At 52.9% G+C, this 14,119-nt stretch carries 12 protein-coding genes; 7 read left to right on the top strand and 5 right to left on the bottom strand.

Going from position 1 to position 14,119, the window contains the following annotated elements:
* Position 1: 1 nt before the first annotated feature.
* Positions 2 to 997: a DUF2891 domain-containing protein gene (locus ACQG11_RS21045; RefSeq protein ID WP_063145888.1), complete on the top strand. Its 996-nt coding sequence runs from the start codon at positions 2 to 4 to the stop codon at positions 995 to 997.
* 3 nt (positions 998 to 1,000) lie between these two features.
* On the opposite strand, the gene ACQG11_RS21040 is transcribed toward ACQG11_RS21045, so the two are convergent.
* Genes ACQG11_RS21040 through ACQG11_RS21025 form a run of 4 tightly spaced genes read right to left on the bottom strand, consistent with a single transcriptional unit; the run spans position 1,001 to position 5,978 of the window.
* Positions 1,001 to 2,074 carry a fimbrial protein gene (locus tag ACQG11_RS21040; protein ID WP_022648153.1) on the bottom strand — a complete coding sequence of 358 codons (1,074 nt, stop codon included), beginning with the start codon at positions 2,072 to 2,074 and terminating at the stop codon, positions 1,001 to 1,003.
* Between the two features lie 15 nt (positions 2,075 to 2,089).
* On the bottom strand, positions 2,090 to 4,594 hold the full coding sequence (locus ACQG11_RS21035) for a fimbria/pilus outer membrane usher protein (protein WP_302215224.1): 2,505 nt from the start codon (positions 4,592 to 4,594) through the stop codon (positions 2,090 to 2,092).
* Positions 4,595 to 4,638: 44 nt separating this feature from the next.
* Complete coding sequence (locus ACQG11_RS21030) at positions 4,639 to 5,307, bottom strand: fimbrial biogenesis chaperone (RefSeq protein WP_426728754.1); 669 nt, start codon at positions 5,305 to 5,307, stop codon at positions 4,639 to 4,641.
* Positions 5,308 to 5,366: 59 nt separating this feature from the next.
* On the bottom strand, positions 5,367 to 5,978 hold the full coding sequence (locus ACQG11_RS21025) for a fimbrial protein (RefSeq protein WP_063853491.1): 612 nt from the start codon (positions 5,976 to 5,978) through the stop codon (positions 5,367 to 5,369).
* Between the two features lie 367 nt (positions 5,979 to 6,345).
* On the opposite strand from ACQG11_RS21025, the gene ACQG11_RS21020 reads away from it, so the two are divergent.
* The 6 genes from ACQG11_RS21020 (at position 6,346) to ACQG11_RS20995 (ending at position 12,638) form a co-directional block, all read left to right on the top strand.
* Positions 6,346 to 6,873 (top strand): fimbrial protein, encoded by a 528-nt coding sequence (locus ACQG11_RS21020; protein WP_426728753.1) that lies wholly within the window; start codon positions 6,346 to 6,348, stop codon positions 6,871 to 6,873.
* A 44-nt stretch (positions 6,874 to 6,917) separates the two neighbouring features.
* Positions 6,918 to 7,601 (top strand): fimbria/pilus periplasmic chaperone, encoded by a 684-nt coding sequence (locus ACQG11_RS21015; protein ID WP_022648148.1) that lies wholly within the window; start codon positions 6,918 to 6,920, stop codon positions 7,599 to 7,601.
* 38 nt (positions 7,602 to 7,639) lie between these two features.
* On the top strand, positions 7,640 to 10,222 hold the full coding sequence (locus ACQG11_RS21010; protein ID WP_426728752.1) for a fimbria/pilus outer membrane usher protein: 2,583 nt from the start codon (positions 7,640 to 7,642) through the stop codon (positions 10,220 to 10,222).
* Entirely contained in the window at positions 10,222 to 10,800 is a 579-nt protein-coding gene (locus ACQG11_RS21005; RefSeq protein WP_022648146.1) for a fimbrial protein, read from the top strand. Before ACQG11_RS21010 ends, ACQG11_RS21005 begins: the two co-directional genes overlap by 1 nt.
* 23 nt (positions 10,801 to 10,823) lie before the next feature.
* Positions 10,824 to 11,960: a type 1 fimbrial protein gene (locus ACQG11_RS21000; protein WP_426728751.1), complete on the top strand. Its 1,137-nt coding sequence runs from the start codon at positions 10,824 to 10,826 to the stop codon at positions 11,958 to 11,960.
* A gap of 120 nt (positions 11,961 to 12,080) precedes the next feature.
* Positions 12,081 to 12,638: a hypothetical protein gene (locus ACQG11_RS20995; RefSeq protein WP_426728750.1), complete on the top strand. Its 558-nt coding sequence runs from the start codon at positions 12,081 to 12,083 to the stop codon at positions 12,636 to 12,638.
* On the opposite strand, the gene ACQG11_RS20990 is transcribed toward ACQG11_RS20995, so the two are convergent.
* Positions 12,617 to 14,005, bottom strand: coding sequence for an MFS transporter (locus tag ACQG11_RS20990; RefSeq protein WP_063148894.1), 1,389 nt, complete (start codon positions 14,003 to 14,005; stop codon positions 12,617 to 12,619). The genes ACQG11_RS20995 and ACQG11_RS20990 overlap by 22 nt on opposite strands.
* Positions 14,006 to 14,119 lie beyond the last annotated feature (114 nt).

The raw sequence follows: 14,119 nt of genomic DNA, 5'->3' as shown, positions 1-14,119 counted from the left end.
AATGGAATTAACGCAACATCAGGCTGACGCCTTCGCCAGAATGCCGTTGACCTATTTACGTCAGGAATACCCGAACCACATTATGCATCTGCTCAACGATGACGGCGACGTTCTGCCGCCTCGCGAGCTGCACCCGATCTTTTACGGCTGTTTTGACTGGCACTCTGCGGTGCACGGCTACTGGCTGCTGCTGCGCTGCCTGCGTCTCTGGCCCGAACTGCCGTGTCGGGAAGAGATCATCACTTTCTTCGAAGAACACCTGACCGACGAGAAGGTGGCGAAGGAGTTGGCCTATTTTACCGCGCCGTTCCGCGCGTCGTTTGAGCGACCTTATGGCTACGGCTGGCTGCTGGCGCTGGCGCAGGAGCTGAAACAATCGTCACTGCCGCAGGCGGAGCGCTGGTACCAGACGCTGCAACCGTTAACGCGGGATATTCGCCAGCGGCTGGTGGATTACCTCAGCAAGCTTACCTATCCGATCCGCGTCGGGACGCACTACAACACGGCGTTTGCGCTCGCTCTGGGGCTGGATTATGCCCGGGCGGTGAACGATGACACGCTTGAGCGCGCCATCCTGGACGCGGCAACGCGGTTTTACCTCGCGGACACGCATTATCCTGCGCATTATGAGCCGGGTGGCGACGAGTATATCTCCGGAGCGCTGACCGAGGCCCTGCTGATGAGTAAGGTGGTGGAGGATTTCCCGGCCTGGTTCGATGCGTTTCTGCCTGAAGTGGGCGCCGTTTCTGCGCTCATGAACCCGGCTGAGGTGAGCGATCGCACCGACCCGAAAATCGCGCATCTGGACGGTCTCAACCTCAGCCGTGCCTGGTGTATGAAGCACATTGCCCGCGCCCTGCCGGAAAATCATCACGCCCGGAAGCCATTACGCGATGCCGTTGCGCGCCATCTCTCGGCGAGCGTGGAGCATGTTGTCGGCAGTCACTACAGCGGCGGGCACTGGCTGGCGAGTTTTGCGCTGCTGGCACTGGAGTAGCGCTTAGTTGTATATCAGACTAAATGTTGCCAGGCTGTCTGCCAGCCCCGCGGTGGCCTGGGTTTCGGTGCGCACATATTGTGCGTCGTAATCCAGGGAAAACGCGGTCTGCCGGGCAGCGTTGGCAAAAGGTTCGACACCGGTGCTGTTGAGAGGAACGGTTGTACCTCTGGCGGCACCGTAGTTATCGCCATACAGAATGCGGATCCCCACGCCGGTAGCGGCGCTCTCCTGTTGACTTAGCGCCAGCACATCGTGATTCTGCGCGTCTTTTTCAGTCGGACCAAAGAACCCGATCTTCACCGCTGCCGTTTGGGATGCGTCACAGACCAGAGGGATGATGAAGCGGTGTTTATCCCCATCCATTCCTTTGTTGAGATCGCTTACGCTACTTTGTCCCATATTGACGGTGATGTTGTTATCCGAGATATAACAGCTCGATTTATGCACTTTCAGGTCGGCGGCAGCGACTTCCACCGTCACGCCAGCTTCAGATATCACCGCGCCGTTAGCATCCTCCAGAATCAGCGTTCCTGCGCGAATTTGCCCGCTGTTCGGCTGTTCATAGACAATCTCCTGCGCGGTTTTATAAAACACGACGAAGAACTGGGTCGCCATTTGCGAGGGATCGTTTGTGCTGCAAATCGCAACGCTGTCATCCCCCGAGGCGATGTAATGCACGGGTTCGGCTGCACAGTGCGTGGTTTCGCGAATGCCCACCGCAAACCCGACGCCGGGAATATCTGGCACGTCATAAACGGAGGCCGGGGCGCCCGTACCGTTCGGCGCCACGCCGCTGACGGGCGCTACGGTTAAGGCGTTATTGGCCACAAAGCGCATCGTTACCGGGCCGGTTCCCTCAGGACAGTTATAAAACGAGCGGTTTTCCTGGCCCAGGATAGCGCCTGAAAGCATCGACCCCGGAGGGATCGAGGGGTTATCAGTGATCGAGTAGTTTTGAAAGTTAATGACCGCATCGCCCATGGTCGGCGGGCAGGTCTGAGACGCCCTTGCCGTAGCGTGAATCAGCAAAAAAGCGAGCATCAGGAGATTGATTAAACGGTTGATATTGTTCACAGGTATCTCAGTAAGTTATTGGCACTGAAGGTTCATAAGCGTGACCGGAGTGCGGCCAGCGGTATCCGGAAGGCGTAATGGGGCGCTACAGCGCATATCCTGGCCTTTCTGCCGCCAGCTGGCATGCAAGGTTCCGCGTAGCGGCACGCCGCTGAGATAGACCTGTCCTGCTTCGCCAACGATGCCGACGCTTGATTTCGCAGACGTCCCGTTCGAGACATACGCGCTGGCGCCAAATGGAAGCGGGCGCCCGTGTGCCGTAAGGGTGATGAGCGTTCTGATGCCCACGTGGGTATGGTAATTCGCCAGGACGACCGCGCCGCTGGTCGGCACAATCGTTCTGCTGTTCTGGTCCAGATCGACATTTTCTGCCAGCGTTTCGGTATCCAGCGAAATGGTGTTTTTGTGATACGCCGATAAGGTTGGCATCACGGCATAACCTCGGGAGTCGGTGTGAACATTGGTCGCCCCTTCAACCTGAACGTCCGACGCCTCTTCAGCGCGGATCAGCGCCAGAGTATCCCCAAGGCTTTGGCTCAACGTCACCCCATACTGTGTTGCCACAATGCCGCCTGCTGCGCCGTAGTTCACGCGGTTGCTATAGCGATCGTGGCTGTACCCGAGACTGGCGCTGCCATAACCGCCGTGATAAGCCAGCGCAAGGTTGCTGTTCGCGGTATTGGCCTGGTTGTCGAAGCCCTGCTGGAGGTTATAGTTCAGGCGATCGTGGGCCAGCGCCGTACCATACAGCGAAACCTGCCGGGTAGTATGGCCATCAAGGTTATTGTTGAGGCTGTAGCTGGTTGTTGCGCCGGGTAACCAGCGGCTGAGTGGGACGCTGATGCTAAGGTTTATCGCCCGTTCGTTGTCGCTATCATCAGCGCTTGAGCGGGTGAGATAATACCCAACACTCAACGACACCCCTTTGTAGTTAGCGTAATAGCCAAGATGGACGGTTTGATCGACCGCCGAGGCGTTCCAGTAATCCTGACGGTAAAAGGATGCGCTGATATTGCCCAGCGCACCGAGATCCTGCGTCAAACTGAACTGTGTGCGGTTACGCCGGTTATGTACGTGCTGGTCTGGATCGCTGTCATCATTTGCTTCACTGAAACTGTAAAAGTCATGCGTCGTATAATGGCTGGTCGAAAGGGTGAGCGACGTGTTCGTCTCAGCGAGATTTTTTTGGTACTGAGCGCGTATTTGCTGCCCGAGGGCAAGCCTGTCATCACTGAGGTGTGCTTTCGCCGCAACGGTGTCCACACCCAGTGCCCCAAACCGGCCAAAATCTTTACCTAATCCCAGCGCGAGAGCCTGATAGTGGCCGGAAAGCTCCGCTCCGCCGTACAGCGTCAGGCTTGAAGACAATCCGTAAAAGGCGGAGGCCTGAACAAACGGCGGGGTGTCGCCCTCGGCGTCAGGGCTGTTATACCGTCCGGTGCTGGCGCTGAATTTCAGTCGTTTCTCCCGTAGCATAAAGGCCACCGAGGAGTAGGGTTGGGTGAACGTGCGTTCGCTGCCATCACTTTCATGGACCGTGATCTCAAGATCGCCGCTTTGCGAAGTGGGGAAGAGATCGCTAATGACAAATGCGCCAGGCGCAACATAGGTTTCATAGATGGTGTAACCGTGCTGGCGAACGCTGACGCGGGCATTGCTGTGAGCGACCCCGCGGATCGTGGGCGCGAAACCGCGCTGGCTGTCCGGCAGCATATTCTCATCCGAGGCAAGCTGAAGCCCCGTAAACTGAAAACTGTCAAAAACCTCGCCAGACGTGTAGGCATTCCCTATTGTTAACGCGCTCTTCAGCGGCGTAATGGCCCGCTGGAGGGATGTTCCCTGAGACTGCCAGTGATGGGTATTACCATATTCAAACGTGGCGTAATTGCGTAAACGCCACGCCCCCAGGTTGATACCGGATCGCAGGCTCAGATAGCTGCTGTTGTCATGAATATTGTCGATGTTGGTTGTCGAGCCCGTAAGATTGTAATCGACAAAAGCAGCGGGGATGCCGTCGTCCCACTGTTCGGGAGGAATATAATCGGCACTTTTTTGCAACATGGCTGCCTGCGGAATGCTGAAAACCAGCCGATGATGGGTGAAGTCAAAATGCGTCGACGCATCGGGAATATATTTGCCGATGTCCGTAAATGTCTCCTCGTCATGCAGCGCATCGAACGAAGAGAAGGCCGCGATGTTTACCCCAAGTCTCTTGAGGTACGCCAGGTTCAGGACTGGTGAGAGCGTTCCCCCGGTATCAACGAATGCAATTTCGCGCTCATCCCGCTGCGTCTGGTTAACAACAACCGCGACACGATAACGTCCCGGCTGCTGACCGCCTTGTCGGGAAAAATAGCTTAAGTCGCTAGCCTGCTGCTGATCTGCGGTGATCTCCAGCGCCTGAGGATCGAAGTACTCATCGGCCTGTGCCCGGCGCACATGAATGCCAGACGTGACCGCACCCGCAAGCATCGCGAGCGTATAAATGCGGGGTAAATTGCGTGGGCCGAGAGAATGCATGTGCGGTCGTTGGCTACATTCGCCAAAGGCGTGTTGTCACAGCGTCAGGATTGCGTGGCGACTCTCGTCAGCCCGCCGTAATCGTTGATCGCCTGCCAGCGAATGGTCCCCGAGCAGGGAATGTGCCATTGACGATCGGAGAAGGGGTCAATCATTCCCGGCATTTCAACGTCGGTGTTCCCAACGCTGACCTTGTAAAACGATACAAACCAGGGCGAGGGGTTATGTGCGCTAAGCGTATTATTACGACAGGTAAATTTTAATTTTTTGTAGGCAAGTTCGGCATTGCCTTTCAACTCTGCGGGACGGAAAAATAACTTGAATTTTGACTTCACGTTAATCTGCAATTTGTTGCTGTTTGCTTTTTTGCTCGGGGCAATATTTTTGATGTTAAGCCAAAAAACAGATTCCCGGTCAGTGGGTAATGGCGTTCCAAGATAATTGATGCGCAGCGAGTTTTTCTGTTCCGCATCTAAACGAAATAACGTAGGCGTCACGATAAAGGGCGGAGCGGTTTTATTCTTACTGTCAATATTTTCAATCCACGACTGAATAAGATAAGGGGTTTCTTTTTCCATATTGGTAATGGAAAATGCCACTTCTCTTTGCCCCTCAAGGTAAACAACACGCGTACCGCCCATCACAACCCCCGCGTGTGCTGACAGACTCATGCCGAGCGAATAAAAGAACAGGGCCGCGGTGAGTTTCTTCATTTTCAGATCCCCGTAGAGGTAAAAGATAAGCAGAGCAAGCTCTGCTTATCATCAGTCGATCAGTTATAAACCATCAGGAAATTGGCATCTGCGTCGGCTTCTCCGGTGCTGACGACATCGTTGGTGGCATTATAATTGGCGTAGAAATTGAGTGTTTTTGAATCTTCCCCTTCGGCAAGGTCGATACTCTGAGAAATATCACCAATTTTAATCTGCGTGTTACGGTCGCTTTCATAGAGTTTAACGGCAACGCCAGTCGCCGTATTGCCATCGCTGTCCACGGAGGAATTTAAACCCAGCAGGGTATTATCATTCGCATCTTTGTTACCATCAAACAACACGGCAACGGTTTTAACGGAATCCGGGCAACCTTCAACTGAAATCTGGAAAGGCGTGCGCGTGGTCTCTTTTTGGGTGGCAAAGTAGCTTGCAGCCCAGGTGCCTAATTCAACGGTTTGCCCTGCTGAGTCGGTGGTGATATTACAGGATGCATCGGTAATCTTACCGGTAAAATGGACTACGCCGCCCGTGCCCTGAGTCCCCGCATCGTTCTCTGGGTTGGTATTAATATTATTGTCGCTGTCACCAGAAGGAAGGCCCGCCAGCGCACTGCCACTTGCCATCATCAGGCCACAAAGGGTTAATGCGATCATGTTTTTTTTGTTGATCATGCCTATTGTTCTCATTCGCTCAAATATGTCAGTCTGGATATGCTGCTAGCAACACTGCCGGTGGCGTTATTGCTCAGAAAAAACAGCGCGAATGCTAACAAAATGCCAATCCAGGCCATAACAAAAGGTTGTCTAAAATTAAATTACTTTATTTTACGAAACTCCGTAACTTTCTTGTAACCTTACTTCGGGTTTGCTGATGTCGTTTATTGATGTTGCGAATCTAATTCCTGCCTGAGGGTTTATATTTGCCTTGTCACAAACGGTGCATTATTCATTGTGAGCTCAGTGGAGCTACTTTGTTATTGTCTCGTCCTGGCAGGAATAAAAATGAAGATATTTATTATTTCTATTGGGATATCAACGAATGAAACTGACTAAAATTGGTGCGACGCTTATTCTGACTTTCTGTGGCGCGAGCGCGGCGACGGCTTCTAACACTATCACATTTAATGGAACGGTGCTCGATCAGGGTTGTGATATTGCCGTTGATGGCGGCACGGCAAATGCGACCGTTGAACTGGGCTCAACGGCGGCAACCGACCTCGCTACAAAAGGCGACCTTGGCGCGCCAAAACAGTTTGTGTTCGACCTGAATAACTGCCCAACCAGCACGACTGCAAATATTGTCTTCTCAGGCCCTGTTGATGCTGTTGCAGCCGATCCATCCTATTTTGCAAACACTGCTACGCTGGGTGCGGCAACCAACGTGGCCGTTCAGCTCAAGCAGGGCGGCTCAAATGGTACCATCGTCAAAAATAATGCAGATAACGATCCTATTACTTTCACCGATGGCACAGCGAGTCAAACCTATACCGCGCAGATGATTGCCACCGGGCAGGCCGTTGCCGGCGATGTTAACGCTGTTATTACCTACAACGTCCGTTATAACTGATTCCGCAGGAGGGGAAACCCTCCTTTTTAGTTTGTGAGTGCATTATGAAACCCATCGCCGCTGTTATTTTTTGCGTGGCCAGCGCCGCCAGCCTGAACGCGTCCGCCAGTATTGTTACCGGGAGTACGCGGGTTATTTTTGACGGCTCCCGCCAGGCCGCCTCTTTGTCCGTTGAAAACTCTGACAAGGTTACCAACCTGGTACAGTCGTGGATTAGCCCGGCTAAAGGCAGCCCGTTAAAAAAAGAAAATATGATTATTACGCCACCGCTATTCCGTCTGGAAGCCGGGAAAAAAGCGTCAATTCGTATTGTGCGTTCAGGTTTACCTGTTCCGGAAGATCGTGAATCGCTGTTATGGCTGAACGTGAAAGGGATCCCCGCTACCGACGGTAGTGAAGGTAAAAATACGATGCAAATTGCCATCAACTCAAAGATTAAGCTGATCTACCGTCCGGCAGCATTACAGGGGCAGACGCCAGAATCCAGTGCGGAAAAGCTTAAGTGGAACCTGACCGCGAAGGGTTTACAGGTCAATAACCCGACACCTTTTTATATGAACTTCTCACGAATTGAAATTAATCACCAGGCGTTAAGCGGACAGTATTTTGTCGCGCCATTCTCCACGTTGAGTATTTCTGAAGGTGTTATGTCACCTCACGGCAAAGTAACCTGGTCGCTTATTAATGATTATGGCGTGAAAGGCCCGGACAAAGTCACCTCATATTAATCGACACCGTAAGTCTCCCGCACGGATACAGGGTTACAATGGAAAAAGTGAAACAAACCTACGTCCTTTCTTTAGGGCTCGGGCTCAGTGTTGTCTTTAGTTCTTTCAGCGCTCGTGCGCAGGAACATTTCAACCCTCATCTTTTGGAAACAGACAGCGCAGAAGTGCCAGCAATGGATCTCAGTCTGTTTGCCAAAGATGAGGTGCCGCCCGGGGACTATAACGTCGACATTTTTATCAACGGCAATCTGGTAGACAGTAAAACCCTCTCTTTTCGACGGTTGAAAAGTGCCCCTACGTCAGACCGCACAGGGGCATGCTTAAACGTCACTCAGCTGAAAGCCTGGAACGTTCGTGTCGATAACTATTTTGGCGAACAGGAAAAAGCCAGCGAATGTGTGGATCTGTATACCATCCCCGGCGCGGACGAAAAAATCGATCTGGCGCAGCAGCGTTTCGACCTGATCCTGCCGCAGGTTGCTTTATTTAACACCGCAAGGGGTTATGTTTCACCGGAGCGCTGGGATGAAGGGATCACGGCGGGTTTACTTAATTACAGCGTCTCAGGTCAACAGGATCTGCATCAACGCAACGGCACCGACAGCAGTAATCAGTTTCTTAGCCTGCAACCGGGGCTGAACGTAGGCGCCTGGCGCTTTCGCAACTATTCCACCTATACCCATTCCGAATCCGAAAATGACTGGGATTCCGTGTATACCTACGCCTCACGGGATATTAAATCTCTTAAAAGCCAGCTGGTACTGGGACAAGGAACCACGCGCGGCGGCATTTTTGATAGCGTCGGTTTCACCGGGGTGCAGATGTACTCGGATAACGATATGAAGCCGGACAGCATGCAAGGCTTCGCCCCTGTTATACGCGGTATAGCCCGCAGCAATGCCGAAGTGACGGTATACCAGAACGGTCACAGCATTTATAAGGCTACCGTGCCGCCGGGGCCGTTTGAATTCAGCGATATGTATCCGACCGGCAGCTCCGGCGATCTACAGGTGGTGATCAAAGAGTCCGACGGTACGCAAAGTAGCTTTATTGTGCCTTACGCCACGCTGCCGGTATTGCAACGTGAAGGTCAGGTGCAGTATGGCCTGGTGGCGGGCAAAACCCGTCAGGACGGGTCGGGTTCACGTGCAGAGGATTTTAACTTTATTCAGGGATCAGCGGCCTGGGGCGTCGGAAAAGGGATCACGCTTTACGGCGGCTATATTCAGGCGGAAGACAATTATTCCAACCTGATTGCCGGAACCGGTTTTAATATGGGCAGCGCCGGAGCGCTCTCATTTGATATTTCCCAGTCGTGGGCAGATATCCCGCAGCCGGACAACATGCGACAACAGGAACACCATAGCGGCCAGTCGTATCGCGTGCGCTACAGTAAGACGCTTCAGCAGACCAACACCGATATTGCCGTCGCCGGTTATAAATTTTCAACCCGGGGTTATCTTTCGTTTCAGGACTTCCTCAATGACTGGGATCCGGGCAATAGCACTATTGATAATGGCCGGGAGCGAAACCGTTTTGATGTGACAATCTCACAGACGTTGCCTTTCGGCACCCTGTCACTGAGCATGTACGACGCCTCTTACTGGAACAGTGAACATGCGGACTCCATGAACCTGGGCTTCAGCAGCACGCTTGGACCGGTGTCGTACTCGCTGAACTATGCCCACTCTAAAAACGTCAATGGCGGTTACAATAACGATTCCGATAACTACGACGACGATAACGTCTTCTCGCTTAACCTGAGCGTACCGTTCAGCGCCTTCAGCCACAGTGAAGCGGCCCGGTCTGTTTCGGCTAACTATTCGATGAACAGTAGTAAAAACGGCGATACCACGCACAACATCGGAATTTCCGGTACCGCGATGCAGGAAAACCAGCTGAACTGGCAGGTTTCAGAAGGCTATAACGCCGATTCTGAAGCTACTAACGGCAATGTCACTGTGGGTTATCAAAGTACTTATGCCGATATGTCCGCAGGCTATAGCTACGACGATTACAGCCGACGAGTGAATTACAGCCTGCGCGGGGGCATGGTGCTGCATCGCGACGGTATCACCCTGGCGCGTCAGCTGAACGATAGCGTAGCGCTGGTTGAAACACCGGGTGTTTCCGGTATGCCGATCAACGGGCAGACGAACGTTCATACCGATTATTTCGGTAACGCCATTGTGCCGTACGTTCGTCCGTATCACAGCAATTCGATCTCACTCAACACAGTGGATTCCAGCGATACTTCTGCGGCCATTGATAACATCGCCAAAACCGTGGTGCCGACCAAAGGGGCGGTAGTACGCGTGAAGTACAACACCTGGATTGGACAAAAGGCGATGATGACGCTGACCTACAACGGTAAACCGGTGCCGTTTGGCGCAGTAGTAACACAAACCAGCGGCGAGTCGGATGACACGCGCAGCAGTATTGTTGGCGACGGCGGGGAAGTGTATCTCGTCGGGCTCGCCGGGAAAGGGTGGTTAATTGTTAAGTGGGGGGAGGCGGCGAACAAGCAGTGCGCCGTTGATTACACACTTGCCGGCGCAAAAACAGAGGCCGATATTTTATTCATCAACGGGGTTTGCCATCCCGTATCGGGAGCAAATTAATGTCACGCTTCATTATTCTCCGTTCCGGCCTTAAATCGCTCATCGGCCCGGGAATGGTATTCATGCTGAGCGTGTCGCCGGCAATGGCGTACACCGATCGCAATGATATTGAGTTCCATGTCACCGGAAACATTATTGATGGCTCATGTAACGTCACCAAACCGGAGGCAGTCGACCTCGGGAAATATTACTGGAAAGACTTTGCCGTAGCGGGGGGGAACACAGGAAATGTGCCAGTGACCATCGCGTTTGACAGCTGCACCGCAGGGTTAAGCCAGGCAACGGTTACCTTTACAGGCGCACCTTACGCTGAAGATCCGGCTTATGCTTCTGTCATTTACGCCAATCAGGTGGCGGCAGATGCAGGCGGCGCGACCGATGTCGGCCTTCAGTTGTTTATCCGTGATCACGAACATCCCATCAGCGGTGTCGCGCTGGCCAACGGCGTGAGCTACCCGGTTGCGCTCGAAAACCAAACCGGCGCGATGACTTTTACTGCCCGAATGTATACCCCACATGGGACCCCAACACCGGGTGCATTCAGCAGTGCGATTACATTGAATGTTGTTTATAACTGAGCTTAAGTGAGCAGACTAATTTCATGTCAAAATATTTATATTATCTGGTGTTATTGCTGGGGCCAGTCCCACTATTAAGTCATGCAGCCTGTAACCGGGATAACGGCGATGATGTTACCGTTACGACGATCCCATTACCCTCGAAACTGTTGGTCAGTGCGAAAAATTATACCTTTGGCGAAGTGTTATACGATTCTGGATATATCAGCGGGACGGATGGGGATGTCACGATTAAAAACTGTAGCAGGGATTATTACGTAGGATTTCATTATAACCCGACTCATTTAGCGTCGGCGTCGCCGGTGGGAGATAATATCTACCCGACCACGATACCGGGTATCGGCATTAAGACCTACACGCTTAACCAGGCCGGTCCGTATGATTATGAACGTGCGGTTGATAACTCATGGCAGTCCGGCGATGGCGAGAGCAGCCATACGCTGACGGGCTCGGCCTATCGTGTGCAGTTGATTGCGACGGGGGGTACAATCCCGGGCGGTAATCTGGCCCTCGAGAGCGGCAAACTGGCGACGGTGGAATTTCGTGAAGGGCAAAGCAGTTCGGATAACGGTGATAATGCGTCAGAAGTCTATTTGTCAAATACACAGATAGAAGTCTATGCGATGGGATGCTCAGCATCCGTTTCTTCCCTGCTGTTTAATATGGGCGATGTGGATACCTCTGCGTTTGATAATCTTAAGATGGTGGAAGGACCCGAACAGGATGTTGGTCTGAGCTGTCAGCCAGGCACCAACGTGACCTTGACCATCAACGGGCCGCTTGCCGAGGGCGACAACGATGATGGTTCAGTGATTGCTTTAGACCAGTCTGAATCGGGTACGACGGCGACCGGTGTGGGGGTCGTGATATCAGCCTATCAACCGGCGCTACGCAGTTTTACCTACTGGGCCATTGGTCAGGAGGTACAAGCTTTTAATTCCAGTCGTGTAAAAGCCGCATCACAAGGCAGTGGGCTGGCTGCCGATGGTACCGCGCTTGCTGATATCGGCTCCGCAACCACCTATAGCGATCCGGCAAATACAGGCGGGGCCGGAGAGTCTGAAACCTTACGTTTTAAAGCGTGGTATTACAAAACCAGTGACGTTGTCACGCCAGGGCAAGCAAATGCCACTGGGACAATCACCCTTAAATATAATTGATACCTTTGATCATGACAGGGGGTAGCGCTGCGGTTTATTTTTGTACACCTCTGCGCTACCGTTATGTGTTTCTGTCGTGTACATTTCCTCTGCGACCCTATTTATTCGGTGGAACTGACAATGATTACTAAACGGTCTGAGCCACGCTTTTCATTCATTCTGTTAATTTTTGTGTGTCTTGTAGGATTATATTCTTTTAACGGTCACCTTAAGCCTCACGCCGGACAAAAAGGGGTTGCATGTATTTCTTACAAGCGGATCCTGCGTGAATCACCGTTACTGGCACAGGAAAAAAAGCAGAACGAAATACTTCTCGCATTAGCTAAAAAATCCGCGCTTGAAGTTGAGAAAAAATATTACGCTCTGCCAGAACCCTTGCGCCGTGAAATGAAAGCGATCGATGATATGAGTAAAAACACGCAACTGCGGGCAGAGCAGGGTCGCCTGCGGCATATAAGCCAGCGAGTCATATCTGATACCGTTGAAAAATACAGAATAGATCATCACTATTCGGTCGTTTTCAATAAAGATAGCGCCTCTACAGTGGTTTATGGTCACGACATCAGTAATGAAATCATTAATGAATTACAGCATGTAAAAGTGGTGTACGGGCCGCGCCCTAATTTTGAAGATGCGACCCGGGAGCTTTTGCTCGCTCAACCTGTTTCCGCAGGATGAGTGATTTTACGCAGTCGGCTCGCGCTGACGATGACCGCTACCGCAGAAGCCGCCGCAGCGATCCACAGTGCAGCATGAATTGCTCTCTCATTTGTCGCCAGCAGTACGCCCACAGCGGCGGCCCCCAGACACTGCCCGAACGTGCGCATAATGGATAACACACCGGATGCATAGCTCGCATAGTCACGACTAACGTTTGAGAGCATTTCCCGGTTATTGGGACTCTGAAAGCAGCCAAATCCCATCCCGCAAACCAGGCTTCGCAGGCAGATATCCCACATCGAAGGGCTGGCGGGTAACGTTGCCAGCAGAATCAAACCGACGACAAAAATCATCAGCCCCAGGGTTGAAATCACCGGGGCTGAAATCGTGTCCGCCCACCGGCCTGCATGCGGCGCAATCAGCACGATCCCGAGCGGCCACGGCGTAAATAGCAGGGCAGAAATCACCGGACTGTAGCCGTATTCGCTCTGAAACAGGAAGGGCAGCGCAATAAAGGTGATACCCTGGCTGACAAAAGCAATCATCGACGTTAAGGCCGCGAGGGTAAAACGTTCATTTTTGAATATGGCTGGCGGCAGTAAGGGGTTATCCGTGCGGCGGATCTGCCAGATAAAAGCCATGCCGCTCAGCGCAGCGAGAACCGTCCAGCAAAGACTACCTGTGTGATAAGTAGCATCCTGGAGGCTGTTCGCCGCCACGATCGTCGAACCCAACAGCAGCGCCGACAATATGGCGCCCAGGGTGTCAAAGGGCGCTTGCTTTCGAACCGCATCCCGCGGCAGCGCTTTGACCGCCAGCAGCAAGGCGAGGGTGCCGGGAAGAACGTTTATCGCAAAAAGCCATTGCCAGCTCAGGGTGTGAAGGATCGTACCGCCCAATACCGGGCCGATAGCGGAGCTGGAGGCGATGAGCAGGGCGTGCAAACCCAGAATGCGGCCAAGCAATCGTTCGGGAAATACGGACCGCAGTATCGCGGGAGCAATACTCAGCGTCGCTGCGCCGCCGATCCCCTGAAGCACGCGCATACCGATAAGCACTTCGGGCGTTTTCGCCAGCGCGCAACCCAGCGATGTCAGGGTAAAGGTCGTCAGGCCTGCCAGAAATACGGGGCGATAACCCAGGCGGGCCGCAAGCGCCGCGAATATCGCCAGCGTCATTGCAGCCGCCAGCAGATACCCGTTGGCGAACCAGACGGCATAACTGGCTGGCACCTGCATCTCCTGAGCCATGGAGGGCAGGGCAATGTTGATCATGGTGCCATCAAACACGCCCATTAACGTGGTGGTCATTATCGCGGCCATCACCCGTGCGCGCGTCGGGCCAGGCAGTCCATCGTCGCCGGGTTGGCTGGAAAAAAGCATCATCTTGTTGTCCTTAGAGAAGAGTGTGTGGATGACAAAACTATAAAGATGGCTTTTGCAGGGCGGAAGGCGCACTATTTACACTTTATCGTTGCATGAAACGCCTTATCTGAATAT

This window comes from Enterobacter cloacae complex sp. 372C4 (assembly GCF_050030615.1).
In the GTDB taxonomy this organism is placed as follows: domain Bacteria; phylum Pseudomonadota; class Gammaproteobacteria; order Enterobacterales; family Enterobacteriaceae; genus Enterobacter; species Enterobacter intestinihominis.
This window is presented reverse-complemented; position numbering and strand designations above follow the sequence as displayed.